General features: G+C 71.5%; 22 protein-coding genes. 9 read left to right on the top strand and 13 right to left on the bottom strand.

Annotated features, from left to right (window positions below):
• Window positions 1–15: 15 nt before the first annotated feature.
• Window positions 16–1,029, top strand: coding sequence for a phosphotransferase (locus tag AC067Z_RS27130; RefSeq protein WP_478792234.1), 1,014 nt, complete (start codon window positions 16–18; stop codon window positions 1,027–1,029).
• Window positions 1,030–1,044: 15 nt separating this feature from the next.
• Here the strand turns inward: AC067Z_RS27130 and AC067Z_RS27125 are convergent, their stop codons facing one another.
• Window positions 1,045–2,574, bottom strand: coding sequence for a protein kinase domain-containing protein (locus AC067Z_RS27125; RefSeq protein WP_478792233.1), 1,530 nt, complete (start codon window positions 2,572–2,574; stop codon window positions 1,045–1,047).
• 304 nt (window positions 2,575–2,878) lie between these two features.
• On the opposite strand from AC067Z_RS27125, the gene AC067Z_RS27120 reads away from it, so the two are divergent.
• The 6 genes from AC067Z_RS27120 to AC067Z_RS27095 all read left to right on the top strand — a co-directional run bounded on the left by AC067Z_RS27120 (window position 2,879) and on the right by AC067Z_RS27095 (window position 10,450).
• Window positions 2,879–4,495, top strand: coding sequence for a protein kinase domain-containing protein (locus AC067Z_RS27120; RefSeq protein WP_478792232.1), 1,617 nt, complete (start codon window positions 2,879–2,881; stop codon window positions 4,493–4,495).
• Window positions 4,496–4,647: 152 nt separating this feature from the next.
• Window positions 4,648–5,253, top strand: a complete 606-nt coding sequence (locus tag AC067Z_RS27115; RefSeq protein ID WP_478792231.1) for a hypothetical protein — start codon at window positions 4,648–4,650, stop codon at window positions 5,251–5,253.
• 84 nt (window positions 5,254–5,337) lie between these two features.
• Window positions 5,338–5,985: a PadR family transcriptional regulator gene (locus AC067Z_RS27110; protein ID WP_478792230.1), complete on the top strand. Its 648-nt coding sequence runs from the start codon at window positions 5,338–5,340 to the stop codon at window positions 5,983–5,985.
• A 199-nt stretch (window positions 5,986–6,184) separates the two neighbouring features.
• A complete protein-coding gene (locus AC067Z_RS27105) occupies window positions 6,185–6,937 on the top strand; it encodes an ABC transporter ATP-binding protein (RefSeq protein WP_478792229.1) in 753 nt (250 codons plus the stop codon).
• Window positions 6,934–9,798, top strand: a complete 2,865-nt coding sequence (locus AC067Z_RS27100) for an FtsX-like permease family protein (protein ID WP_478792228.1) — start codon at window positions 6,934–6,936, stop codon at window positions 9,796–9,798. The genes AC067Z_RS27105 and AC067Z_RS27100 overlap by 4 nt, the downstream gene beginning before the upstream one ends.
• Before the next feature lie 109 nt (window positions 9,799–9,907).
• Window positions 9,908–10,450 carry a bacterial proteasome activator family protein gene (locus AC067Z_RS27095; protein WP_478792227.1) on the top strand — a complete coding sequence of 181 codons (543 nt, stop codon included), beginning with the start codon at window positions 9,908–9,910 and terminating at the stop codon, window positions 10,448–10,450.
• A gap of 165 nt (window positions 10,451–10,615) precedes the next feature.
• Here the strand turns inward: AC067Z_RS27095 and AC067Z_RS27090 are convergent, their stop codons facing one another.
• The 7 genes from AC067Z_RS27090 to pdhA all read right to left on the bottom strand — a co-directional run bounded on the left by AC067Z_RS27090 (window position 10,616) and on the right by pdhA (window position 18,659).
• Complete coding sequence (locus AC067Z_RS27090; RefSeq protein ID WP_478792226.1) at window positions 10,616–11,605, bottom strand: NAD(P)H-quinone oxidoreductase; 990 nt, start codon at window positions 11,603–11,605, stop codon at window positions 10,616–10,618.
• A gap of 10 nt (window positions 11,606–11,615) precedes the next feature.
• Window positions 11,616–12,704, bottom strand: a complete 1,089-nt coding sequence (locus AC067Z_RS27085) for a potassium channel family protein (protein WP_478792225.1) — start codon at window positions 12,702–12,704, stop codon at window positions 11,616–11,618.
• Window positions 12,692–14,068: a molybdopterin molybdotransferase MoeA gene (locus tag AC067Z_RS27080; protein WP_478792224.1), complete on the bottom strand. Its 1,377-nt coding sequence runs from the start codon at window positions 14,066–14,068 to the stop codon at window positions 12,692–12,694. The genes AC067Z_RS27085 and AC067Z_RS27080 overlap by 13 nt, the downstream gene beginning before the upstream one ends.
• Window positions 14,065–14,955: an NTP transferase domain-containing protein gene (locus tag AC067Z_RS27075; protein WP_478792223.1), complete on the bottom strand. Its 891-nt coding sequence runs from the start codon at window positions 14,953–14,955 to the stop codon at window positions 14,065–14,067. Before AC067Z_RS27075 ends, AC067Z_RS27080 begins: the two co-directional genes overlap by 4 nt.
• A gap of 127 nt (window positions 14,956–15,082) precedes the next feature.
• Complete coding sequence (locus AC067Z_RS27070) at window positions 15,083–16,507, bottom strand: dihydrolipoamide acetyltransferase family protein (protein WP_478792222.1); 1,425 nt, start codon at window positions 16,505–16,507, stop codon at window positions 15,083–15,085.
• A complete protein-coding gene (locus AC067Z_RS27065; protein WP_478792221.1) occupies window positions 16,507–17,511 on the bottom strand; it encodes an alpha-ketoacid dehydrogenase subunit beta in 1,005 nt (334 codons plus the stop codon). The genes AC067Z_RS27070 and AC067Z_RS27065 overlap by 1 nt, the downstream gene beginning before the upstream one ends.
• Window positions 17,508–18,659: a pyruvate dehydrogenase (acetyl-transferring) E1 component subunit alpha gene (gene pdhA / locus AC067Z_RS27060; RefSeq protein WP_478792330.1), complete on the bottom strand. Its 1,152-nt coding sequence runs from the start codon at window positions 18,657–18,659 to the stop codon at window positions 17,508–17,510. Before pdhA ends, AC067Z_RS27065 begins: the two co-directional genes overlap by 4 nt.
• Window positions 18,660–18,898: 239 nt before the next feature.
• Between pdhA and AC067Z_RS27055 the strand changes: the two genes are divergently transcribed.
• Window positions 18,899–19,435, top strand: a complete 537-nt coding sequence (locus AC067Z_RS27055) for an Lrp/AsnC family transcriptional regulator (protein WP_478792329.1) — start codon at window positions 18,899–18,901, stop codon at window positions 19,433–19,435.
• A 69-nt stretch (window positions 19,436–19,504) separates the two neighbouring features.
• Here the strand turns inward: AC067Z_RS27055 and AC067Z_RS27050 are convergent, their stop codons facing one another.
• On the bottom strand, window positions 19,505–20,098 hold the full coding sequence (locus AC067Z_RS27050) for a TetR/AcrR family transcriptional regulator (protein WP_478792220.1): 594 nt from the start codon (window positions 20,096–20,098) through the stop codon (window positions 19,505–19,507).
• Complete coding sequence (locus tag AC067Z_RS27045; RefSeq protein ID WP_478792219.1) at window positions 20,095–21,618, bottom strand: 3-hydroxyacyl-CoA dehydrogenase; 1,524 nt, start codon at window positions 21,616–21,618, stop codon at window positions 20,095–20,097. The genes AC067Z_RS27050 and AC067Z_RS27045 overlap by 4 nt, the downstream gene beginning before the upstream one ends.
• A gap of 122 nt (window positions 21,619–21,740) precedes the next feature.
• Between AC067Z_RS27045 and paaN the strand changes: the two genes are divergently transcribed.
• Window positions 21,741–23,417 carry a phenylacetic acid degradation protein PaaN gene (gene paaN, locus AC067Z_RS27040; protein WP_478792218.1) on the top strand — a complete coding sequence of 559 codons (1,677 nt, stop codon included), beginning with the start codon at window positions 21,741–21,743 and terminating at the stop codon, window positions 23,415–23,417.
• A 53-nt stretch (window positions 23,418–23,470) separates the two neighbouring features.
• Here the strand turns inward: paaN and AC067Z_RS27035 are convergent, their stop codons facing one another.
• From AC067Z_RS27035 to AC067Z_RS27025, 3 genes are read right to left on the bottom strand one after another with little or no spacing between them, the layout of a single operon-like run.
• Window positions 23,471–24,124 carry a TrmH family RNA methyltransferase gene (locus AC067Z_RS27035; RefSeq protein ID WP_478792217.1) on the bottom strand — a complete coding sequence of 218 codons (654 nt, stop codon included), beginning with the start codon at window positions 24,122–24,124 and terminating at the stop codon, window positions 23,471–23,473.
• The gene (locus AC067Z_RS27030) at window positions 24,121–25,422 is read right to left on the bottom strand and encodes an HTTM domain-containing protein (protein WP_478792216.1); all 1,302 of its coding nucleotides are present in this window, start codon (window positions 25,420–25,422) and stop codon (window positions 24,121–24,123) included. Before AC067Z_RS27030 ends, AC067Z_RS27035 begins: the two co-directional genes overlap by 4 nt.
• Entirely contained in the window at window positions 25,305–26,255 is a 951-nt protein-coding gene (locus AC067Z_RS27025) for a DUF5819 family protein (RefSeq protein WP_478792215.1), read from the bottom strand. Before AC067Z_RS27025 ends, AC067Z_RS27030 begins: the two co-directional genes overlap by 118 nt.
• Window positions 26,256–26,312 lie beyond the last annotated feature (57 nt).

Genomic DNA, 26,312 nt, shown 5'->3' with positions numbered 1-26,312 from the left:
TCTACCATCTGGCGGGTGCCGCGCTCATCTGCTACCGCTTCACCCCCTCTCGCCGCGCTGCTGCGCCGCTACGAGAGCCCGGGCGAACCGCTCTCCTGCCGGCCCGTCACCAAGGGCCTCCTCAACCGCGGCTACCGCCTGGCCACCACCCGCGGCGCGTACTTCCTCAAGCACCATCTGGACGGCGACCACGAAGCCATCTCCCGTCAGCACCGGGCCACCAGGCGTCTCCAGACGCTCGGGGTGCCCGTCGCCCCGCCCCTCCGGGCCGGCGACGGCGCCACGGTCGCCGTCATCGACGACCGCTGCTACGCCCTGCACCCGTGGATCGACGGCAGACACCGCGACGGCGCCCAGCTCAGCACGGCCCAGTCCCGGCGGCTCGGCTCTCTGCTGGGCCTCGTGCACACCGCGCTGGCCCAGGTGATGGACCGCTCGGCGGCCGGCCGGGGCACCGCCTACGAGAGCGCCGACCCGGCGGAGACGTTCGCGCTCATCGACGAACTGCTGGGCCTGTCCCGCGGCAGGAGTCCCCGGGACTCCTTCGACACCCTGGCCGAGCACCGGCTGCTCCAGCGGCGGGCGCTGCTCGCCAGGCATGCCGACCGCAGGCCGCCGCCCGGCGGCGGGGGCGGCTGGGTGCATGGTGACTTCCACCCGCTCAACCTGCTGTACCGGGGCGCCGAACCGGCCGCGATCGTCGACTGGGACCGGCTGGGCGTGCAGCCGCGCGCCGAGGAGGCGGTCCGGGCTGCGGCGATCTTCTTCGTGCAGCCCGCCGGCCAGCTGGATCTGCCGAAAGTACGGGCCTATGCGCAGGCGTACCGGTGTGCGGCGGGCGCGGACGCGGCGGAACTGGCGGCGGCGGTGCACCGGGTGTGGTGGGAACGGCTCAACGACTTCTGGATACTGCGCTGGCGCTATCAGCTGAACGACCGAAGGGCCGACCCGCAGTTTCCTGCGGCGTCGGCCCTGGCGGTCTGGTGGACGCGGGAGTACGAGGCGGTGTGCGCCGCGTTCACGGGGTGACGCGGGCGCCCGCTGCTACAGACCGCCGTCGGCGCCCTCGATGGTGCCGTTCCCGCCGTCGGCGCCGCCCGTGGGACCGCCGGTCTCGGTCGGCGGGTCCGTCGGCTCGGTCGGTTGCGTCGTCGGCGGGTCCGTCGGCTCGGTCGGTTGCGTCGTCGGCGGGTCCGTCGGCGTCGGCGACGTACTCGGCGTGAAGGACGGCGTGTACGACGGCGTGTACGACGGCTCCTGATTGCCGCCGGTCGTGTCGTCCGGCTCGTCCGTCTCCTGGGTCTCCTCGTCCGTCGGCGTCGGCGTCTCGTCCGGCGTCTCCGGCGTCTGGGAGGCGGGCGGGTTGTCCTTGCGCTCCCCGCCGGTGTCGTTCGCCTTGTTCAGCGCGAACGCGATACCGGCCACGACCGCGACGACGGCGAGCGCGGCCAGCAGCCACGCCTTGCCCCGGCCGCGTCTGCCTCCGCCGCCGTGGTGCGTGCCGTCGTAGCCGCCGTCGTGCGGGTTCCTCGGCGGGAGGAGCGGCCCCTGCGACGTCTCGCCGTGCACCGGGTGCACGGCGGTCGGCCCGGTCATTCCCATCGAGGGTGTCCCCGGGCCGTCGTAGAGCTGCACCGGACCCGTGTTCCAGGTGCCGGTGTGACTGCCCTGCTGCTGGAGCATCTGGAGCCCGTACTGGACGAGTCCGCGCATCTCCTCGGCGCTCTGGAACCGGTCGTCCGGGTCCTTCGCGAGGGAGCGCATCACCAGTCCGTCGAGCTCCGGCGGCACGACGTCGGAGACCTCGGACGGCGGGACGGGAATGTCCTGGACGTGCTGGTAGACCACGGAGAGCGGGGTCTCACCGGTGAACGGGGGCCGCAGGGCGAGCAGTTCGTAGAGCAGGCAGCCGGTGGCGTACAGGTCGGACCGGTGGTCGACGGCCTTGCCCAGCGCCTGTTCGGGGGAGAGGTACTGAGGGGTTCCCATGACCATGCCGGTCTGGGTCATCGTCGACTGGGCGCCGTGCAGGGCGCGTGCGATGCCGAAGTCCATCACCTTCACCGCACCGGAGTGGGTGATGATGACGTTGGCGGGTTTGATGTCGCGGTGGACGATGCCGTGCTGGTGCGAGTAAGCGAGCGCCTCCAGCACACCGGAGACGATGATCAACGCCTGCTCGGGCGGCGGTGCTTCGGCGTTGACCAGCAGGTCGCGGATCGTGCGGCCCTCGACGAGCTCCATCACGATGTAGGGGACGGTCTGGTTGCCGACGACGTCCTCACCGGAGTCGTAGACCGCCACGACGGCATGGTGGTTGAGGCCGGCGACCGACTGGGCCTCGCGGGTGAAGCGGGCCTTGGAGACCGGGTCCTCGGCGAGATCGGCGCGCAGCAGCTTGACGGCGACGGTACGGCCCAGCCGTACGTCCTCCGCCGCGAACACCTCCGCCATGCCGCCTCGTCCGAGACGGTGCGTCAGCCGGTAGCGGCCGTCACCGACCAGTCCGCCGATGCCGAAGGCGTCCGCCGACTCCGGCACTCCGCCGCCGCCTGCTTCGGATTCGGGTGCCATCAGTCCTCGCCGTCGTATCTGTCCGCGTGCGTGCTGTGCGTGCGGTTCGCCATGTCTCCGGGTCCTGTGCCACGTCACGCTACAGCCTTCACGCGGATGGCCGGTTTCGAAGGAGACCGGCCATCAAACCCGCAGCCCACGCGCCCAGGCAAATTTCATGCTGTTCCTGTAACGCTTCCGAGACGCTTCTTGTGCGTACGGTCACGGAACGGGCACCTGGCTTGACGTGTCGTTGCCCTGGGGCAGACTTGGCCCGTAAATCCGGATCAGCCGCGGCCACCGCGCGCGTAGGGGGAAGCACAGAATGAGCCAGGACGGCGCACAGGGCCGCTATGCGGGCGGTTCCGTAGCGGGCGGCCGGTACCAGCTTCGCGACCTGCTCGGCGAAGGTGGCATGGCGTCGGTGTATCTGGCGTACGACAGTGCGCTGGACCGGCAGGTGGCCATCAAGACGCTCCACACCGAGCTGGGCCGCGAGCAGTCGTTCCGTGAGCGCTTCCGCCGCGAGGCGCAGGCTGTCGCCAAGCTGTCGCACACCAACATCGTGTCGGTCTTCGACACCGGTGAGGACGAGCTGGACGGCTCGCTGATGCCGTACATCGTCATGGAGTACGTGGAGGGCCAGCCGCTCGGTTCGGCCCTGGCCACGGACATCCAGCAGTACGGCGCGATGCCCGCCGACAAGGCGCTGAAGGTCACGGCCGATGTGCTGGCCGCGCTGGAGACCAGCCATGAGATGGGCCTGGTCCACCGCGACATCAAGCCGGGCAACGTGATGATGACCAAGCGTGGCGTGGTCAAGGTCATGGACTTCGGTATCGCGCGCGCCATGCAGTCGGGCGTCACCTCGATGACGCAGACGGGCATGGTCGTCGGCACCCCTCAGTACCTCTCGCCCGAGCAGGCCCTGGGCCGCGGCGTGGACGCCCGCTCCGACCTGTACTCGGTCGGCATCATGCTCTTCCAGCTGCTGACCGGCCGGCTGCCCTTCGACGCGGACTCGCCTCTTGCCATCGCGTACGCGCATGTCCAGGAGGAGCCGGTCGCGCCGTCGACGATCAACCGCTCCGTCACTCCCGCGATGGACGCGCTGGTCGCCAGGGCGTTGAAGAAGAACCCGAACGAGCGGTTCCCGAGCGCGGCCGCGATGCGCGACGAGTGCGCCCGGGTCGCGGGCGCGGGCCAGACCGGCGCGCCCGTGATCATCAGCGGTGCACCGGCGAACAGCGGTTCGGGCGTCGGCTCGGCCGTCTTCCCACCGCTGGACCAGTCGACCCCCGCTCCGCAGAGCGTGCAGACGCCGTACCAGCCGGGTCCCTACGGCCCGCCCACCCCCTCGCCGACGCCCGCGCCCGCCCCGCACTACGGCTATCCGACCCCGGCCCCGGCGTACCAGACGCAGGGCCCTGCGGTCTCCACCCCGCCGCCGTACACGATGTCGCCTCACCAGGCGACCGCGCCCGCGACGGGCGGCAACGGCGGGGGCAAGCGGAACATGCCCGTGATCGTGGGCGCGATCGCGGTGGCGGTGCTCGCCATCGGCGGTCTGATCGCGGCGATCAACCTGAAGGGCGACGGGGACGACGAGGCCGGCGGCGACGACCCGACGACGAGCGAGTCGCAGCAGGAGGGCTACAAGGGCCCGGAGCGCAACAGGACGATCGAGAAGACGGAGTGCTCGGACGCGACCGAGAGCTCCAACGACCCGTCCAAGGTCGAGGCACCCGACTTCGTCTACAAGGACATCCTGTCGGTGAAGGAGTGCGCCCAGACGATGGGCTGGAAGATCGAGGTCAAGGAGAAGGCCAACGCCCAGTGGGGCGAGGACGTCGTGGTCTCGCAGTTCCCGCTGGCCGACTCGGAGATCTCCGAGGACAGCGCGGCGTTCACCCTCGAGGTGTCCACCGGCTATCCCGAGTAGGCCGTCCGAGGACGGCCCGACCGCCGACCGGCCCCGCACCATGTGCGGGGCCGTCCGTATGCCAGGGTCCCCACCTTCCCCCGAGATGCCGGAATTGCCCCGCCATGTGACGCTGAGTCCGTTACTCGCGTCTCGGTACGGGAGGGCCCCCGGTGATCCGACAGCTCCGCGCTCGGTGCGCGCTCGCCGTCGCCGTGTTCGCACTGGCGGCCGCGACCCTCGGCCCGGCCGCCTCCTTGGCGTACGCGGAGGGGTCCGGGTCCCCCACCCCCGCGGTCACCGCGAAGCCCAAGCCCTCACCCTCGACCTCCCTCGCGGGGCGCCAGGCCGGTGAGGGCCGCCCCCGGCCCGGCCGGCAGGTGCCCACGACGAGCCCGAGCCCCGCCCTCTCGGTCAATCCGACCCGCACCCCCAACTCCTCGGAACCTTCCGCGCCTTCCGCACGGCCGTCGCACCCCACCGGGCAGCCCCCGTCCCGTACGGCGTCCGACCCGGCACCACATCCTCGGACGGGCGAGGCGCATGACGAAGACCCCCTTACGGATGACGAGGCACTCCGGGAGGACGGCAACGCCGCGTCCGACGGAGCGCTGCCTCCCTGGGAGCGCTCGTCCGCACCCGCAGCGGCCCGTGACCAGACACCTCACTCCGTGCCCGCGCCGGTGGCCGAGCAGATCTCCCCGCTGTCGCTGGGGGTCGGCCTCGCCCTCATGGGGCTCGGCATCGGCTTCCTGGGCGTGCGGCTGCGCGGCCGCTGACGCTCGCCTCCTCCTCAAGACGGACGCGCCAGGTCCCCCCGCCGACGGTTGTACCGAGGGGCATACCCGGTATACATACTGAGTATGTCCATCCGCCACGGGCTTCTCGCCCTCCTTGAGCACGGCCCGCGCTACGGCTCCCAGCTGCGCTCGGAGTTCGAATCGCGTACCGGTGCCACCTGGCCGCTCAACGTCGGCCAGGTGTACACCACCCTCAACCGCCTGGAACGCGACGGCATGGTCGCCCAGGACGGCGAGGACGAAGCGGGCCACGCGCTCTACGTCATCACCGAGCGCGGGCACACCGAGCTCAAAAGCTGGTTCGAGACGCCGGTGGACCGCAGCAGCCCGCCCCGCGACGAGCTGGCCATCAAGCTCGCGATGGCGGTCGGGGCGCCCGGGGTGGACATCCGCGCCGTCATCCAGTCCCAGCGCCACCACACGGTGAAGGCGATGCAGGACTACACCCGGCTCAAGGCGCAGGCACTGGCCGCGATCGAGAGCGGGGGCTCGCAGGAGCGGGACGACATCGCCTGGCTGCTCGTCCTGGAGCAACTGATCTTCCAGACCGAGTCCGAGGCGCGCTGGCTCGACCACTGCGAGATGCGGCTCATCAGGCTCTCCGCGGCGTCCGGGCAGGGGGCCGGTACGGCTCCGGCCGCTCCGCCTGCGGGGCCCGCGCCGCGGAGCAAGGAGACGGCCACGTCCGCCCGTCCGGCGAAGCCCACGTAAGACCCACCAGACCCGACGCGCGTCGGCCGGTGCCGATGCCCGTTCGACGCAACCCGGCGTCCCCGAGCGGCTGTTACCGCCGCTCCCGCCTCGGCACACCGGCCCGTCCGGGAGCTGCACCATCTCCCGTCCCGGGCCTTTGGCCACAGACCTCACGTACACCCCGCGTGTACCCACCCGCTCAAGGGGGAGACCATCCATGACCGAACACCAGTCACCACAGTCACAGCAGCCCGTGCTGCAACTCCAGCAGCTGACCCGGGTCCACGGCAGCGGAGCCACCGAGGTGCACGCGCTGCGCGGCATCAACCTCGATGTCTTCCCCGGCGAACTCGTCGCCGTCATGGGTCCGTCCGGCTCGGGCAAGTCCACGCTGCTCACCATCGCCGGTGGTCTCGATGCCCCCACCTCGGGGCGGGTGATCGTCGAGAACACCGACATCACCACGGCCGACCGCAAGACGCTCGCCGCCATGCGCCGCCGCAGCATCGGCTACGTCTTCCAGGACTACAACCTCATCCCGGCGCTCACCGCGGCCGAGAACGTCGCTCTGCCGCGTGAGCTCGACGGCACCTCGGCCCGCAAGGCACGCGCCGAAGCCGTCGCCGCGCTGGAGGAGATGGAGCTCGGGCAACTCGCCGACCGTTTCCCGGACGAGATGTCCGGCGGACAGCAGCAGCGTGTGGCCATAGCCCGCGCCCTCGTGGGCGACCGGCGTCTCGTTCTCGCCGACGAGCCGACCGGCGCCCTGGACTCCGAGACCGGTGAGTCCGTGCTCGCCCTGCTCCGCTCGCGCTGCGACGCCGGAGCGGCCGGCATCCTCGTCACCCACGAGCCGCGATTCGCGGCCTGGGCGGACCGCGTCGTGTTCCTGCGGGACGGCGCCGTCGTCGACCAGACACTGCGCAGTGAGGCCGACTCCCTGCTCACGGGCCAGGCGGCAGAGCTGTGACGACCTGGTACCACTCCTGGCGCGCCGCGATCCGGATCGCGCGCCGCGACGCATGGCGCTTCAAGGGGCGCAGCTTCCTGGTCCTGGCGATGATCGCCCTGCCCATCCTCGGTGTGAGCGCCGCCGATCTGACGATCCGCAGCGCCGAGCTGTCGACCGAGCAGAGCCTCGAACGGGGGCTGGGCGCCGCTGACGCACGACTGACGGACTCGGGCATGGGCGGCGTCCCGGTCCTGCAGTCGCCCGACGGCAACAACGTCGCGCCGGCCGGCGACTTCGACGACAAGCCCGTCCCCGAGGGAAAGGTGGACGTCGCGAAGGCGCTGCCCGCGGGCGCCAAGACGCTGCACGATGTGACGGGTTACGCCAAGCTGGGCACGACGCACGGCCTCCTCGCGGCCGAGATCCGTGAGCTGAAGGCGGCGGACCCGATGGCCAAGGGCCTGATCTCCGTCATCAGCGGCCGTCTGCCGCAGAAGTCCGACGAGGCCGCCGTCACCACGTACTTCCTGGAGAAGAGCGGCCTGAAGGTCGGCTCGGCGCTCAAGGCCCGCGGATTCGACCGCGAGTACCGGATCGTCGGCTCGTACGAGCTTCCGGACTCGCTGGAAACACACCAGGTTCTCGCGCTGCCCGGCGCCATGATCGCCCCGCTCGACAAGGCTCTGACGGGAGCCGGGCTGCCGGGCACCTCCCCGCAGGAGTCACTGCTCGCGACCGTTCCCGGTGGTTTCACGTGGAACACCGTCAAGGACATCAACTCCAAGGGCGTCGTCGTCACCTCGCGTGCGGTGGCGCTGAACCCGCCTGCCGACTCCGAGGTCCCGCTCTTCCAGAAGGACGGCTGGGGCAACTTCGAGGCGAGCACCGCGGCCAAGGCCGCCGCGCTCGCCGCCGTCGGCACCGTCGTCGGACTGGCGATGCTGGAGATCTGCCTGCTGGCCGGGCCCGCGTTCGCCGTGGGTGCCCGCCGTTCCCGCCGTCAGCTCGGACTGGTCGGGGCCAACGGCGGCGACCGCCGTCACATCCGCGCCATCGTCCTCGCCGGCGGTCTGGTGATCGGCGCCGCGGCCGCCGTCGTCGGCACGCTGCTCGGTCTGGTCCTCACCTTCTTCCTCCAGCCCGTGCTGGAGGAGTCCATGGGCAAGCGCTTCGGGAGCTTCGACGTGCGGCCCCTGGAACTGCTCGGCATCGCGTTCCTCGCGGTGCTGACGGGTCTGCTGGCCGCGATCGTGCCGGCGATCACCTCGTCCCGGCAGTCGGTCCTCGCCTCGCTCACCGGCCGCCGCGGCGTACGCAGGTCGAGCCGCGTCCTGCCCGTCATAGGCCTGATCGCCGTCGCCCTGGGCGCCTCGATCGCGCTCTACGGATCGATGATGACCGACCAGTTCGCCGTCGTCGCAGGCGGCAGCGCCCTCGCCGAACTGGGCGTGGTCGCGCTGACCCCCGCCCTGGTGGGACTGTTCGGCCGCACGGGCCGGATCCTGCCGCTCTCCCCCCGCCTCGCCCTGCGCGACGCGGTGCGCAACCGGGGACGTACGGCCCCCGCCGTCGCCGCGGTGTTGGCCGCGGTCGCGGGCACCGTCGCGGTGGCGACGTACGCGGCGAGCAACGATGCCCAGGGCAGGGCCCAGTACGAAGCCCAGCTGCCGCACGGCGCGGTCTCCGTGATGATCGACGAGGCCGGCGGGCGGGAGGTGCCGGCGGTGAGCGACACCGTGCAGAAGCTGCTGCCCGTCGATGTGCGCGCCGACGTGAGCCGTATCGGCGTCGGCAACACGAACTGCTCGATGTACGACACACGCGACGGCTGCGGCCGCTACGAAGTGGTGGTGCCCAAGGCCAACGAGTGTCCGCTGTGGGCCGTCGACCCCGCCCACCCGGACGAGGACCCGTCGTCGAAGTTCAGCAAGGCCGAACGCCGCAAGCTCTCGGACGACTGGCGGTGCAAGGAGAACGGCGGCTTCGGAGTCATGACCGACAGCGGTGTGGTGGTCGCCGACGGAAAGCTGCTCAAGGTGCTCGGAATCGACGATCCGGCGACCGAGAAGGCACTGGCCGACGGCCGGGTGATCGCCTTCGACAAGCGGAACGTCAACAGCAAGGGCAAGGTCGACATCCGGCTGGTGACCGACATCGAGGCCGCCGACAGGGCCGTCGAGCAGGGCAAGGAGTCCCCGGGCCCGATCAGGAGCCTCGCTGCCCACCGGCCCACCGGGTCGCCGAACACCTATGGCGTCGCGATGATCGTGCCGCCGGCCACCGCGAAGGCCGCGGGCCTGACGGCCGTGCCGCTCGGTGCCTACTTCTCGACCGACGCCATGCCGAGCAGCGAGCAGCGCCAGAAGCTCGACGGTGAGCTCGACAAGACCGGCGCCGACGTCAGCCTCCATGTGGAGGAGGGCTACACCAGCGAGAACAGCATCGTGCTGCTGGCACTGACCGTGTTCGCCGGACTGATCACGATCGGCGCCGCCGGTATTGCCACGGGCCTGGCCCAGGCCGATGCCGAGGCCGATCTGAAGACGCTGGCCGCGGTCGGCGCCCCGCCGAGGGTCCGCAGGACGCTCAGCGGCTTCCAGTGCGGGGTGGTCGCCGCCATGGGCGTGGTGCTGGGGTCGGCGGCAGGTGTGCTTCCGGCGATCGGCCTGCGGCTCACCGAGCGGCGCCAGGAGCTGGCCTGGTACCAGGAGGCGCTGGACGGTGGCTGGGGCGGCGGCCAGAGCGTGCCCTTCGTCCCGATCGTCGTTCCCTGGGAGACGCTGGCCGCGCTGCTCGTCGCAGTGCCGGTGGGCGCGGCCGTGCTGGCCGCTCTCGTGACCCGCTCACGTGGCGCACTGGCCCGCCGCGAGGCGACCTGACCGGCACCGCACAGGGGTGTCCTGCGGTTTTGTGCCCCCGTAGGAGGGTGGATCACCCTCCTACGGGGGCACACCGTGTGATGACGCCCGTGTACGAGAGAATGGCGGCATGGAGATGCCGAGGAATGAACGGTCGCAGGAGAGCCCCCATGTCCTGGTCGTGGGCCAGGACGGTATGGCGCTCGGCGGCGGTCACAGTGACGACGAGTCGCGCGAGGTCCCGGTGACGGAGATGGTGGAGCAGCCTGCGAAGGTCATGCGCATCGGCAGCATGATCAAGCAGCTGCTGGAGGAAGTCAGGGCAGCACCTCTGGACGAGGCGAGCCGTGTCCGGCTCAAGGAGATCCACGCCGGCTCGGTCAAGGAGCTGGAGGACGGCCTGGCCCCCGAGCTCGTGGAGGAGCTGGAGCGCCTCTCGCTCCCGTTCACCGACGACGCGATCCCCTCCGAGGCGGAACTGCGCATTGCGCAGGCTCAGTTGGTCGGCTGGCTGGAAGGTCTCTTCCACGGAATCCAGACGGCACTGTTCGCCCAGCAGATGGCCGCCCGGGCACAGCTGGAGCAGATGCGCCGGGCCCTGCCGCCCGGCGCTCCGCACGACGACGAGGAAGGCGGCCAGCACGGCGCCATCCGCTCGGGCCCGTACCTGTAGGGCCACCGCCGGCTTCTGCCGGACGCCGACGGACAACGCCCCGGACCGGCGACATCCCGTCCGGGGACGTTCCTGACGACGCACGGAAGGCCCGGCCCACCATCCGGTGGGCCGGGCCTTCCGCGTCGCCTCGCTTCACCGGCCGGCGTCGGCCGCTGGTCCGCGTCAGTTCTTGTCGGGCGCGATGAGCAGCACCTTGCCGACATGGCTGCCGGACTCCAGCGCCCGGTGGGCCTCCGCCGCGTACTGCATCGGCACCGTACGGTCGACGACGGCACGCACCCGCCCCGCGGCGACCAGCGGCCAGACATGCTCCTGCACCGCGGCCACGATCGCCGCCTTCTCGCCGAGCGGCCGGGCGCGCAGGGACGTGGCCGTCACGGCCGCCCGCTTGGCGAGCAGAGCGCCGAGGTTCAGCTCGCCCTTCACGCCTCCCTGGAGACCGATCACGGCGAGCCGGCCGTTGACCGCCAGGGCGCGCACATTGCGGTCCAGGTATTTGGCGCCGACGATGTCGAGAATGACATCCGCTCCGGCCCCGTCGGTGGCCTTGCGGATCTCCTCGACGAAGTCCTGCTCGCGGTAGTCGATCAGGATGTCCGCGCCCAACTCGGCGCAGCGGGCCAGCTTCTCGGGGCCGCCTGCCGTCACTGCCACCCGTGCGCCGACCGCCTTGGCCAGCTGGATCGCCATCGTGCCGATGCCGCTCGCCCCACCGTGGACGAGTAGGGTCTCGCCCGGCCTCAGGTGCGCGATCATGAACACGTTCGACCACACCGTCGCGGTGACCTCGGGCAGGGCAGCCGCGGTCGCGAGGTCGAGACCGTCCGGTACCGGCAGCAACTGCCCCACGGGCACGGCGACTTTCTCCGCGTAGCCGCCGCCCGCGAGGAGGGCGCACACCTCGTCTCCGACCACCCACCCCGAGACTCCGGGCCCCAGCGCCGTGATGCGGCCGGCGCACTCGAGACCGGGATACGGGGAGGCGCCGGGCGGAGGGTCGTAGAAGCCCTGTCGCTGCAACAGGTCGGCGCGGTTGACGGCGCTCGCGACGACCTCGACGAGGACTTCGCCCTCGCCGGGTACGGGGTCGGGCACCTCGGCCCAGACGAGCGACTCGGGACCACCGGGTTCGGGAATCGTGATCGCATGCATGGCGGCGAGGCTACTCCCGGCCGCCGCGCACCGGATCGTTGTCCGCGCGCACGATGGTGATCAGACGGTCGGTGAGCTGCAGGGGACTCGCCGCGGGGTCGTCGTAGCCCAGCAGCCGGTGCCCGCGCAGCACGCTCACGACCAGGTCCTCCGTCTCCCGCACGCTGCGTCCCACCTCGGCCTTTATGACCGGCCTTTCGATGAGATCGAGACCGCTGCCCTGCTGGATCAGATCCTCCATGACCGTGCCCGCGCTGGGGCTGAGCACCGACAGACCAAGCAGTCGCCCGGCCGCGCCGGAACTGGTGATGACGGCATCGGCACCGGACTGCTTCAGCAGCGGGGCGTTCTCCTCCTCCCGCACCGCGGCGACGATCTTCGCGCCACGGTTGAGCTGGCGGGCCGTCAACGCGACCAGCACGGCGGTGTCGTCGCGCTGTGTGGCGATGATGATCTGACGCGCCTTCTGCAGCTCTGCCCTGAGCAGCACATCGCTGCGGGTGGCGTCACCGACCACGCCGACGAAGCCCTCGGCATTGGCGGCTTCGATCACCTTGCCGCTCGGGTCCACGACGACGATCTGCTCCTTACGCAGCCCCGTCGCGCAGAGTGTCTGCATCGCCGACCGTCCCTTCGTACCGAAGCCGACGATGACGGTGTGGTCGCGCAAGGTGGACCTCCAGCGGTTCAGCCGCCACTCCTCCCGGGTGCGCTCGGTGAGGACCTCGAGAGTGGTGCCGACCAGGATGATCAGGAAGAGGACGCGCAGCGGGGTGATCAGCAGCACGTTGGTGAGCCGGGCAGCCTCGCTGTACGGAACGATGTCGCCGTAACCCGTCGTGGACAGGGTGACGGTCGCGTAGTAGACGCAGTCCAGGAAGTCGACGGAATCGTCGGCGTTGTCGTGGTAGCCCTCCCGGTCCATCCAGACGAGGAGCACGGTGACCGCCAGCACTATGAATGCCATCAGCAGCCGTTTGCTGACCTGCCGCATCGGCCGCTCGACGACCCGCCGCGGAAGTTTCACCCGTGCGGTGACGAGCTGTTCGTCGGCATTGCGGGCCATGGCGTCCTGACCGGGAAGTTTCACGTGAAACATCCTTCCCCGACGGCCGCGGGCGTCCAACCCGCCCAGGGCAGGTCGAGCACCTCGAGCTCATCGCCCGCCCGTGCACCTCCGGGAGGTACCACGGCGAGCCCGTCGGCCACCGCGATCCCCCGCAGCATGGCGGGCCCGTTGTAGTGCAGGGGGACGAGCAGCCCGTCGCGGTGCACGAACGGTACGAGCCGGGTGTCGTGCGGATGGCCGTGCACGGCCTCGCGCACCCGCTCTCTGTACGGCACGGCGGCCGGTCGCCCCGACAGCCCGCGCAGCAGAGGCTCGGCAAGCGTGAGCAGCCCGGACACCGCGGCCAGGGGGTTGCCCGGCAGACCGACCAGATGGCGGCCGGGGGCGAGGCGGGCCAGCAGCATCGGGTGCCCGGGCCGTACGGCCACTCCGTCGACCAGCAGCTCGGCGCCCGCCTTGTGCAGCACCGGGTGGACATGGTCGACCGGTCCGGCAGCGGTGCCGCCGGTGGTGATCAGCAGATCGGCGTCGGACGTCGTGACAGCGCGGTGCAGGGCCTCGGCATCGTCGCCGATCCGGCGAGTGGCCGTCACCTCCGCTCCGAGCGAGCGAAGCCACGGGCCGATCATCGGGCCGAGCGCGTCACGGATCAGGCCGTCGTGGGGGAGACCGGAGGTGAGCAGTTCGTCGCCGAGCACCAGGACCTCGACACGAGGCCGGGCCACGGTGACCAGTTCGTCGTAACCGGCGGCGGCGGCGAGACCGAGGACGGCCGGGGTCACCAGCACGCCGGCGGGCAGGAGTTGCTCGCCCGAACGGCATTCCTGGCCACGCGGCCGGATGTCCTGGCCCTGAACGACGGGACGCTCTGCATGGAGCTGCCGGTTGTCCGTATCTGCCCGGGCGTGTTCGCTGCGGATCACGGCGGTGGTGCCCGGCGGCACGCGCGCGCCGGTGGCGATGCGCACGGTCACGCCGTCCACCAGTGGACTGGTGCCGCTGTCCCCCGCGAGGATCGATCCGTCCGCATCGATGCGCCACGGCCCCGGCCCGGCAACTGCCCAGCCGTCCATGGCGGAGGTGTCGAACGACGGCAGGTCGCACAGCGCCGCGAGCGGCTCGGCGACGACGTGGCCGAGCGCGTCGCCCAGGGGGACGTGCCGTGAGGACGGGGCCGCGCCGCGGCCGGTCCGGACGGCGAGCGCCCGGGCGTCGGGCCAGGCCGCGGCAGCGTGGCGGGCCGTCGGGGCGCGGCCACCGGCGGACGCGGCAGCGGAGCGGTCCTGCCCCTTGCGGGGCCCGACAAGCGCCAGCGCATCGTCGACGCCCTCGAGTTCGTCTCCCGTGCCGTTGCTGCCGTCGCCCGAACGGGGTGCGCGGTCGTGCCCGCTCATCCGGCTTCGGCCTCGCCGCTCTTGCCGGCATCGGGCCCGGTACGCCCCTCCTCCTCTTCCGCCCAGCGGGCGGCGAGCGCGACGGCCTTGCGGGCGGCGTCGGCGACCGCCTCGGGACCGCCACCGGCCTGGGCCGCCGCGTAGCCGACCAGGAAGGTGGTCAGCGGAGCGGCGGGGCGGGCGACGCCGTGCGCGGCGTCGCGGGCGAGGTCGAGGAGAACGCGGGTGTCGACGTCCAGCTCGACGCCGAGTTCGTCCTTGACTGCGGTGATCCATTCATCCAGCACGTGCCCATGCTCCCTGATACGAGCCCGGGCCGCGGAGATGTCCTCCCAGGTGTCGCAGTCGAAGGAGGCGAGGGAGTCGGCCCCGGTCCGGGCGAGATCCAGTTCCTGAGTGAGCAGACGCAACGGCAGACCGGAAAGGCTGCCGTGCTCGGCCGCGAGGAGAGCAAGCTCACGACGGAGCGGCTCGGTGCGGTAGGCGGCGACGAGAGGCTGGTCCCGCCCGTCGCCGTCGGTCAGCAGAGCCGCCTCGCGGCCGCTTTCACCGAGCACGGAGAGCAGCCGCCCCACGGTCGCCTCGCCCAGAAACGGCAGATCGGCCGAGAGCACCAGCACGGCGGACGCCTCGCACCGGCGCACACCGGCGTCGAGCGCGGCGAGGGGACCGCCGCCCGGCGGCTCCTCGCGTGCCCACACCACAGGCCGTGCGGTCGCGCGGCGCCCGCCCACGACAACGGTGCGCCCGGCTTCGCGGCAGGCGCCCAGCACTCGGTCGAGCAGGGGCCGCCCGCCCACCTGCACCGCCGGCTTGTCGGCTCCGCCGAGCCGCTTCGCGGCACCTCCGGCGAGCACGATGGCGTCGTACGCGGTATTCGCGGTCACCCCAGCAGTATGGGCCGCGATCGAGCGGGCGGGGAGCCCCGTCCCGATCTCTGTTCGGTTGTCGCTCCGGCGGTGTTGGCCGGTGAGAGGGCCGGGGAGTGTCCGGCCCGTAGGGGCCGGACACTCCTCAGAGGGTGCGCAGCAGCACCGAGGGGTGCTCCACGCAGTCGGCGACGTACCGCAGGAATCCGCCGGCGGTGCCGCCGTCGCAGACGCGGTGGTCGAAGGTGAGCGACAGCTGGACGACCTGGCGCACCGCCAGCTCGCCCTGATGCACCCACGGTTTCGGCACGATCCGTCCGACGCCGAGCATCGCGGCCTCGGGGTGGTTGATGATCGGTGTGGAGCCGTCGACGCCGAACACTCCGTAGTTGTTCAGCGTGAACGTGCCGCCGGTGAGGTCCTTCGGGGTCAGCGTCCCCTGCCTCGCCGCCTCCGTCAGTCGCGCGAACTCCGCCGTGAGCGACTCCGCCGACCTGCTGTGCGCGTCCTTCACGACCGGGACGACGAGACCGCGCTCGGTCTGTGCCGCGAATCCGAGATGGACCTCGGGCAGCCGCACGATCTCGCGGGCATCCATGTCGACAGTGGAGTTGAGCTCGGGGTGGCGGGCGAGCGCTGCCGTGCAGATCCGGGCGAGCAGTGCGAGGAGCGAGATCTTCGGCCCACCCGCCGCGTTCATCGCCGCACGGGCGGCCATCAGTTCGGTGGCGTCCGCGTCGACCCAGCAGGTGGCGTCAGGAATCTCGCGCCGGCTGCGCGACAGCTTGTCGGCCACGGCCCCGCGCACGCCGCGCAGCGGAACACGTTCGCCGTGAGCCGCGGACACCGCCGCCAGGGGCTCGTTCGTCATCGCCGGCTGCGGTTCCTCGGACCGCAGGGCGCGCTCGACATCGGCCCGCAGGATCAGGCCCTCGGGTCCCGAGCCGGTCAAGTGCCGGAGGTCCAGGCCGTTTTCCCGGGCCAGCTTGCGGACGATCGGGGAGATGACGGCCACCGGTCCGTCCTGCGGCGCCCCTTCGGCGAGCGCGACGCGAGCCGCGGCACCGTGCGGCGCGGCGGCGGGCGCCACGGAAGCCGTCGGCGTCCCGCCCGGGGAAGGCGCGGGCGAACCGCCCTGCATCGACGTTCCGTTACCGGACGCCATGCCCGACGCCGGACGGATGCGCCGCCTACGAGCCGCCGGGGCCCCGGTGCCGTAGCCGACCAGCACATTGCCGGACGTCTCCGAGCCGGACTCGGCGGAGCCCGTGGCCTTGCCGGACAGGTCACCGGAGGGCTCCGCCGCGACGGCAGCCGCGTCCATCGCGCCCACCGCCACCGTGAGCAGCGGGGCGCCGACGGGCAGCTCCGTACCCTCCTCACCGAAGCGGGCGGTGACCACGCCGCCGTACGGGCACGGCACCTCGACCATCGCCTTGGCCGTCTCGACCTCGACAACGGGCTGGTCGATCGCCACGACATCGCCGACAGCAACGAGCCAGCGCACGATCTCGGCCTCGGTCAGTCCTTCACCGAGGTCCGGGAGCTTGAATTCGAGCACCTGGGCCATCAGCTCCCCGCCTCCCACTGCAGCCGCGCCACTGCATCGAGGATCCGGTCCACGCCCGGCAGATGGTGCCGCTCCAGCATCGGCGGCGGATACGGGATGTCGAACCCGGCGACGCGCAGCACCGGCGCCTCCAGGTGGTGGAAGCAGCGCTCGGTCACCCGGGCGGCGATCTCACCGCCGGGGCCGCCGAATCCGGTGGACTCGTGGACGACGACCGCGCGCCCCGTGCGCCGTACGGAGGCGCAGACGGTCTCGTCGTCGAACGGGACGAGCGAGCGCAGATCGACGACCTCCAGGTCCCAGCCCTCGGCCGCGGCGGCCTCGGCGGCCTCCATGCAGACCGGCACGGACGGGCCGTAGGTGATGAGCGTGGCGCTGCGTCCGGCGCGGCGGACGACCGCCCGGCCGATCGGCTCGACAGCGGTGGGCGCGTCCGGCGACCACGGCGCCTTCGACCAGTACAGCCGCTTGGGCTCCAGGAAGACCACGGGATCGTCGGAGGCGATCGCCTCCCGCAGCATGCCGTAGGCGTCATCGACCGTGGCGGGCGTGACGACATGGAGGCCGGGCGTGGCCATGTAGTACGCCTCGGAGGAGTCGCTGTGGTGCTCGACGCCGCCGATCCCGCCGCCGTAGGGCACACGGACGGTGATCGGCAGGGGCATGCCGCCGCGGGTGCGGTTGCGCATCCGGGCGACATGGCTGATCAGCTGCTCGAAGGCGGGATAGGCGAAGGCGTCGAACTGCATCTCGACCACAGGCCGCAGCCCGTACATCGCCATGCCGACGGCCGTGCCGAGAATGCCCGCCTCCGCCAGCGGAGTGTCCGTGCAGCGGTCCTCGCCGAACTCCTTGGTGAGCCCGTCGGTCACCCGGAAGACGCCGCCGAGCGTGCCGACGTCCTCCCCCATGACATGGACGGTGGGGTCCTCGGCCATGGCGTCGCGCATCGCGCGCTGCAGGGCCTGGGCCATGGTCGCCGGCTTCACGGCAGCCGTGGTCATCGCGCTTCTCCCTCGGCGTCGAGCTCTGCGTCCAGCTCGGCGCGCAGCTGCGCGGCCTGCTCGCGCAGCTGTCCGGTCTGCTCGGCGTAGACGTGCGTGAACAGGTCCATCGGGTCGAGGACCGGGTCGGCGTTCATCCGCTCGCGCAGGTCGGCGGCCATGGTCTCGGCGGCGTCCGCGGCCGCCTTCCTGGCGTCGTCGTCGAGCAGCCCTCGTTCCGTCAACTCGCGCTCCAGCAGCCGGATCGGATCGTGCGCACGCCACGTCTCGACCTCGCTCTCGACGCGGTAACGCGTGGCGTCGTCGGCATTGGTGTGCGCGTCCATGCGGTAGGTCACGGCCTCGATCAGGGTGGGGCCGCCACCGCGCCGGGCGCGGGCCACTGCCTCTGAGAGCACCTGGTGCACGGCTGCCGCATCGTTGCCGTCGACGAGCCGGCCCGGCATGCCGTACCCGACGGCCTTGTGGGCCAGCGAGGGTGCGGCGGTCTGCTTGGCCAGCGGGACGGAGATCGCGAAGCCGTTGTTCTGGACGAGGAAGACGACGGGGGCCTGCCACACGGCCGCGAAGTTCAGTGCCTCGTGGAAGTCGCCCTCGCTGGTGCCGCCGTCGCCGACCATGGCGAGCGCCACGACGTCGTCACCTTTGAGACGGGCCGCGTGGGCCAGCCCCACGGCGTGGGGCAGCTGGGTGGCCAGCGGGGTGCACAGGGGGGCGATGCGGTGCTCGTGCGGGTCGTAGCCGGTGTGCCAGTCGCCGCGCAGCAGGGTGAGGGCCTGCACGGGGTCGAGGCCGCGAGCGACGGCCGCGAGGGTGTCGCGGTAGCTCGGGAAGAGCCAGTCGCGCTCCTCCAGCGCCAGCGCGGCAGCTACCTCGCACGCCTCCTGGCCCGTGCTGGACGGGTAGACGGCGAGCCTGCCCTGCTTGGTGAGGGCGGTCGCCTGCGCGTTGTACCGGCGACCGCGCACCAGCTCCGCGTACAGCCGGCGCAGCAGCTCGGGGTCGGCCGCGGCGGCTGCCTCCGTGCCCAGCACGCGGTACGGCTCCGGGTCCGGGAGCAGGGGTGCGGGGTCGGTGCGGGGCTGCCAGGCCGGTGGCGGGGTGGGCCGGTAGGCGGCAGCGTCACCGGGCAGCTCCTGGACCGTCATGCTGCTCTTTCTCAACGCGAGCACCTCCTCGTGGGAGCGCCGACGAAACAAGGCCGAAGGCGACGACGAATGCTGATGGGAGGCAGCACGGGTGTGTCCCGCCTCACCTACCGATTGTTCGGTCGTGGGCGCATTTTGGCTACAGGCGCGGGCAGCCTGTGGACAAACGGTTCTCCACAGCTTGAGATGGAGACAGGTCGTCCATGCGGGAAAGGCGGGGGGACATGTCGACTGAACAAATGGCCGAGGACGGGGACCGGGCGGACCGGACGCCGCCGCCCCGCCCGCTGGACGCGATCGACCGGGACATCCTGCGCATGCTCCAGGCAGACGGCCGCGCCTCGATACGTTCCGTGGCCGAGCGCGTGCACGTGTCCCGTGCCAACGCGTACGCCCGCATCAACCGGCTCATCGACGACGGAGTGATCCGCGGGTTCAGCGCTCGGGTGAACCACGAGCGGGCCGGTCAGGGCGCCTCCGCATACATCACGCTCAAGATCGTGCAGAACTCGTGGCGCACCGTGCGCGAGCAGCTCCAGGCCCTGCCGGGCGCCGCCCACATCGCGCTCGTCAGCGGGGATTTCGACGTCCTCCTGCTGGTGCACACGCCGGACAACCGCACGCTGCGCGAACTGGTCCTCACCCGGCTGCAGTCCATCCCGGAGGTGCTGTCGACGCGCACGCTGCTGGTCTTCGAGGAAACGGATCTCGATCCCGTGCCGGGTTCCGGCCCGGCCGTGGGTCTCGGTCCGGACCCGGAGCAGCCGCTTCCGTAGCGGACCGGGGCGGAACCCGCGGTCCAGGGCCCTGGTCCACTGCGGGGAGAGGAGGCGCGAGGGGGGTGGTCAGATGTCGGCGCGCAGCCCTTCGAAGGCCATCCGCACGACAGCCTCCGCCACCTGGTCCCCGTCGTAGCCGCCGCCCGGATGGGGGCGGTACCACTCGACGAGGGAGTTCACCATCCCGAAGAGCAGCCTGGTCGCCAGCCTGATCTCCATGTCCGCCCGCAGATCACCGTCGGCGGCGGCAGCCTTCAGCAGGTCGGCGACCCGCTGGTCGAACTCACGGCGGCGTTCCATCGCCCACCGCTCGGTCGTGGTGTTGCCCCGCACGCGCAGCAGCAGCGTCACATAGGGCAGCTCGGCCACCAGCACCTCCACGGTGCGCCGGGTGACGTACTCGACCCGCTCGACGGCGCGGCCGTGCGTCGCGCCGTTCTCGTCGAGGATCGCGAACAGCGCGTCCAGGGCCCGGCTGACGGCCCTGCGCAGCAGCTCCTCCTTGCCCGCGACGTGGTGGTAGATGGAGGACTTGGAGATCCCGGCCGCCCGGGACAGATGCTCCATGGAGGTGCCGTCGTAGCCGCGTTCGTTGAAGATCTGCACGGCGACGGTCAGCAGCGTCTCGGGCGTGTACGTGTCCCGTCTGGCCGTGGTCATGAGGCATCCTCCGCCGCGGTCCCGGCCGGGGTTCCGTACGACCACTGGTGCAGCCCGAGCGAGCGCGCGTAGCGGCCCGTCGGCACGGACCGGTCGAGGTTGGCCAGCAGCTCCCACGCCCAGTCGCGCCCCAGTTTCTCGTTCCACTCGACGGGACCCAGGGGGTAATTGACACCGAGCCGCATGGCCGTGTCGATGTCGTCCGCGGACGCGACCCGCCTCGCGACGGCGTCCAGCGCCAGATCACCGAGCATCGCGACCGTACGGGCCACGATCATGCCGGGTACGTCACCGATGACGCTGACCCGCTTGCCGAGCGCCTGGAACAGGCCCGTGGCCTGCGCGATTGTGTCCTCCTGGACGTCCGCGGCGGCGGACAGCGCGATCCGGCCGGCCGCCCGGTAGTCGAAGGCCAGGTCGAAGTAGACGGCGTCGTGGAACTCCGCGGAGATCTGTCCGTCGGCGAGCACCAGGCCGCCACCGCTGGGCAGTACCAGCCGCGTGCCGTTGTCCTCGTCCTCCTGCCGCACCGTGATGCCCGCTTCGCGGATCAGCGCGATCAGCTCGCCCGCAGGTCCGAGATCGCCCTCGACGACGACGTACTCGGGCGCCTTCTGAGCTGCCGCGTCCACCGGCTCGGGCTTCTCGGCGCCCTCGGCGTAGGAGAACCAGCCGTGGCCGGACTTGCGGCCCAGCCGACGCGACTCCACGAGGCGGCGCTGCGCGAGGGACGGCTGGAACTTGGGGCTGTGGAAGAACGACTCCCAGACGGATCGCGTCACAGCCTCGTTCACGTCCTGGCCGATCAGATCGGTGAGCTCGAAGGGCCCCATCCGGAAGCCGCCGCACTCGCGCATGATCGCGTCGATGGTGGCCGGGTGGATCCCGTGCTCTTCGTGCACGGCGAACGCCTCGGCGTAGAACGGCCTGGCTATGCGGTTCACGATGAAACCGGGCAGGTCGGCGCAGCGCACCGGCGTCTTGCCCCAGGCCGCGGCCGTCGCCCACGCACGCGTGGCGGCCTCCTCGTCGGTGGCATGGCCGCTCACGACCTCGACCAGGGGGAGGAGCGGCGCGGGATTGAAGAAGTGCAGGCCGACGAAGCGGCCGGGGAGGCGCAGGGCGCCCGCGACGGCCGTGACCGAGAGGGAGGAGGTGTTGGTGGCCAGCAGACAGTCGTCTGCGACGATCTTCTCCAGCTCGCTGAACAGCTCCTGCTTGACCGGCAGTTGTTCGAGGACGGCCTCGACGACGAGCGCGGCGTCGGCGAGCTCGGCGAGGTCCGCGGCGGGGAGCAGCCTGGAGCGGGCCGCGTCGCGGTCCTCGGCGGCCAGGCGGCCCTTCTCGACGAGCCGGTCCAGGCGCGCGCCGATCGCGTGCGCGGCTTCGGCTGCCCGTCCGGGGACGGCGTCGTGGAGGCGCACCGGGTGGCCCGCGACCAGGGCGACCTGGGCTATGCCCTGTCCCATGGTGCCCGTACCGACCACGGCGACGGTACGACTGGAGTCGATGGCGGTCATGGAGCGATCCTCCCCGATGAGTTGTCCACAGGTTCGACAGGCCCCCTTGTCCCGACCGATCGTTCGGTTACTCTAACTCTGTCATTCCTCCCCTGCCCAGCTCGACGAGGAGTTGGTCCGTCATGCAGCTGACCGAGACCCACCGGCCCACGCTCGACCAGGCCCTCGAAGCGATCCGCACGCGCGCCTACTGGTCCCCACACCCGGAGCACCCCAAGGCGTACGGCGAAAGCGCGCCCGCGGACGGCCTCGCGGCCTTCGAGGCGCTGCGCGGCACCCGCTTCGACCTGGACCAGCCGGGCACGGACGGCTGGACGGGCGGCGAAGTCTCGCCGTACGGCCCGGAGTTGGGCATCGAGTATCCCCACCCGGATCTGGACGTCCTGCTGCCCGCGATGCGCGCGGGCATGGCGGCCTGGCGCGAGGCCGGCCCCGAGACGCGCGCCCTGGTCTGTCTGGAGATCCTGGCCCGGATCTCCGCCCGCACCCATGAGTTCGCGCACGCGGTGATGCACACCAGCGGCCAGGCCTTCATGATGGCGTTCCAGGCCGGCGGCCCGCACGCCCAGGACCGCGGCATGGAGGCCGTGGCCTACGCGTATGCGGAGCAGACCCGCACCCCTGCCGCGGCCGACTGGTCCAAGCCGCAGGGCAAGCGCGACCCCCTGGAACTGCGCAAGACCTTCACCACGGCGGGCCGCGGCATCGCCCTGGTGATCGGATGCAACACCTTCCCCACGTGGAACGGCTACTCCGGCCTGTTCGCCTCGCTGGCCACCGGCAATGCCGTCCTGGTCAAGCCGCATCCGCGCGCGGTGCTCCCGCTGGCCCTCACCGTGAAGGTGGCCCGCGAGGTCCTCGCGGAGGCCGGTTTCGACCCGAACCTGGTGGCGCTCGCCGCCGAGCGTCCGGGTGAGGGCATCGCCAAGACCCTGGCGACCCGCCCCGAGATCAGGATCATCGACTACACCGGTTCCACCGCCTTCGGCGACTGGCTCGAGGCCAATGCCCGCCAGGCCCAGGTCTACACCGAGAAGGCCGGCGTCAACACCGTCGTCGTCGACTCGACCGCCGACTACAAGGGGATGCTGTCAAACCTGGCGTTCTCCCTGTCCCTCTACAGCGGTCAGATGTGCACCACCCCGCAGAACGTCCTGGTGCCCCGCGACGGCATCACCACCGACCAGGGCCCGAAGACCTACGACGAGGTCGCCGCCGACCTCGCGGGCGCGGTCGGGGGTCTCCTCGGCGACGACGCGCGGGCGAACGCCCTGCTCGGAGCCTTGGTCAACCCCGACGTGAAGGCCCGCCTCGAGGCGGCGGCCGGGCTCGGCGAGGTGGCGCTGGAGTCGCGGGAGGTCGCGAACCCCGAGTACCCGGACGCCACGGTGCGCACACCGGTCGTGGTCAAGCTCGACGGTGCCCGCAAGCTCTGGGAGTCGCAGGACTCCGAGCCGGCGTACCTCTCCGAGTGCTTCGGGCCGGTGTCGTTCGTGGTGGCCGTGGACTCCACGGCGGACGCCCTGGACCTGCTGCGACGTACCGTCCGCGACAAGGGCGCGATGACGGTCGGCGCGTACACCACCTCCGCGGAGACGGAGCGCGCCCTGGAGGACGTCTGCCTGGACGAATCCGCCCAGCTCTCGCTGAACCTCACCGGCGGGGTGTACGTCAACCAGACCGCGGCGTTCTCGGACTTCCACGGCTCCGGGGGCAACCCGGCGGCGAATGCCGCCCTGTGCGACGGCGCTTTCGTCTCGAACCGCTTCCGCGTCGTCGAGGTGCGCCGCCAGGCCTGATGACGCACGCGGCGAGGCCGGTCCGAGGACCGGCCTCGCCGGGCGCAGGTCGTTCAGGGCAGCGGCACGTCCGCGTGCCGCTGCACCCAGGCATGCATCGCGACGGCCGCGGCCGCGCCCGCGTTGATCGACCGTGTGGACCCGAACTGCGCGATCGAGCAGACCATCGCCGCGTGCTTGCGAGCCTCCTCCGTGAGCCCCGGGCCCTCCTGACCGAAGAGCAGCACACAGTGGCGGGGCAGCTCGGTCCGCTCCAGGGGCACGGCTCCCGGCAGATTGTCGATGCCGATGACCGGCAGGCCCTCGGCCTCCGCCCACGCGGTCAGCGAGGCGGTGTCCGGGTGGTGGCGCACATGCTGGTAGCGATCGGTGACCATGGCGCCGCGACGGTTCCAACGACGCCGGCCGACGATGTGGATCTCCTTCGCCAAGAACGCGTTGGCGGTACGCACCACGGATCCGATGTTGAAGTCGTGGCCCCAGTTCTCCACGGCCACATGAAAGCCGTGCCTCCGGGTGTCGAGGTCGGCGACGATCGCCTCGCGCTTCCAGTACCGGTACTGGTCGACGACATTGCGGCGGTCCCCCGCGGCCAGCAGCTCGGGGTCGTACCGCTCGTCCTGCGGCCATGGCCGGGGATGCGGTCCGACGCCGATCTCGGGTGCGTAGCCCTCGTCGTACTGGAGGGGTTCTTCGGTGGTGCTCACCCGACGAGCGTACGTGGCGCGCTGTCGGCCTCCGGCTCGAGCCGCTGCCTCCCGGGCCCCCGCGGGAGCAGCCGGTCCCGCACCCGAGCCGCCCGGGCGCCGAGCCACAGCAGGAAGACCGTCGGCAGGAAGACGGCGTCCGCGGCGATCATGGCGAGCGAGAAGAACGGCAGACCGAGCAGGACGGCGATGCCCGCGTGCTCCAGGATCATGGCCACCAGCAGGACGTTCTTGACGCGCCTGTTGAACAGCGTGAAGGGGAACGCCACCTGCACCAGGACGGTGCCGTAGGTCAGCACCATCACGATCAGCCCACCGGCGGCCAGGATGTCGGAGATGCCGGGCCACGGCGTGAAGTAGTCGAGCTTGAGCGGGTAGTACAGCGCGGTACCGTCCTGCCAGCGCGAGCCCTGGATCTTGTACCAGCCGGCGGTCGCGTAGATCAGGCAGACCTCGGCCATGATCACGACGAGTGCGGCGTTGTGGGCGAGGTTCGCCAGGACGTCCAGCAGGATGCGCGGCTGGCTCTGCGGGGCGAACCGGTCGACGAGCCACCACGCGCCCTGGGCCATCCACAGCACCCAGAGCAGCACGAGCACGAACCCGCCGGTTGCGTTGAGAAAGGTGCCGATGAACAGGCCGGCTCCGAGCACGGCCCACAGCAACGGACCGACGAGGTCGCGGGACGGCTCACCGGGTACCGCACGGGCGGTGCGGCGCGCGTCCAGCGACCAGACCCGGCTGCAGCGCGTCAGCACGAGATAGATCGCCATCAGATGGACGACGTTGTCGCCGCCGTCCCCCACGAAGATGGAGCGGTTCTGCAGCGACAGCACCCCGAACATGAAGAGCGCCGACATGGCACGGGTGCGCCAGCCGAGCATCAGCAGCAGGCTCGAAAGTATGGAGAGGCCGTACACGGTCTCGAACCACAGCCCGCTGTCCGACCACAGCAGCCCGGTGAAGGCGTTGTTGTTGGCGACGAGCTCACGGCCCATCTCCCAGCTCCACGGCCCGTCGGGCCCGTAGAGCCGGTGGCGGTTGGGCAGCTCGAAGAGCAGGAAGACCAGCCACGTCGCTCCGAACCCGATCCGGACGATCGCGCTCTGGTACGGGCCGAACGCCGTCGAGGTGATGCGCTGGACGGCCCCGACGGCCGTGCGTTCCGCAGTCGTGGTGGTCACCGGCCCGCCTCCGTGCTGCTGTTGCCGACACCTGCGGGCAGGTCGGCCGCGGTGATCGTCCACCACGGCATGACGCGGTGGACGGGACGGGTGTCGATCTTCTCGCCGCTCCATGCGGGCGGCTCGATCGAACGCGTCGACGACCGGAGCTGGATGCGCTGGACGGGCCCGCCCAGGTCGGCGCCGTCCAGCCGCTGCATCGCGATGCGCCGGATGTAGCGCTCGGAGAGCCTTCCGCGCAGGCCGTTGGGACGGGCCTGGTCGTCGTGGGACCCGACGTAGAAGTCCCAGCCGCGGCGGAGCTGGTTCTGGTGGATGTGGCTCGGGAAGAGATTTCCGCGGATGGCCTCGCCGTCCTGGGCGGACAGATCGATCCAGCCGGTGGTGCGAAGACGGCCCTTGGCGGCGTATTCGGCCCGTACTTCCACGGCGATGTTCTGCTGGAGCGGATTGGGGGCGAAGAGTTTCCAGTTCTGCTCGAACTCCGGATACACCCAGCCCTGGACGGCCTCACCGTGGTTCTTGGTCACGGTGTTGGCCGGGGCCACATGGAGAAAGACCATGGTCAGGTGGATGCACGCGAGGGCGGCTACCAGGGTGAGGGAGACGGCGGCCGCGACCTGGTACGGGAGGGAAAGAGCCGCGATTCCGCCCGCGGGGGCGGGCGGCGCGTCACCGCTCCCGGGGGGTCCGACCGGCGATTCACCGGGCTCGAGCGCGCGGTCCACCGGCGCAGGCGCAGCTGCGAGGGGCTCGGCCGGTGCGGCGGGAGGGGTGGCGGGGTCCACGGGCGCGGCATGCGCGGTGGCGGGGTCCACCGGCGCGGCAGGAGCCGGGACAGAGAGCCGCGGCGCGGGCACCGGCTCGGCTGCCGGCGAAGGGGGCGAGGGGGGCCCGGACGGCAGGCCCCCGCCTCCCTTGCCGTCCTTGCGCTCGAAGGACTCCATCCCCGCCCCGATCCCTGTTCGTCCGCCTCAGTCATCCACAGGGTTGACACCCTAAGG

The sequence above is a fragment of the Streptomyces sp. NPDC043812 genome (assembly GCF_056436245.1).
The sequence above is the reverse complement of the archived record's forward strand: the minus strand, read 5'-3'. Positions and strand labels throughout refer to the sequence as shown.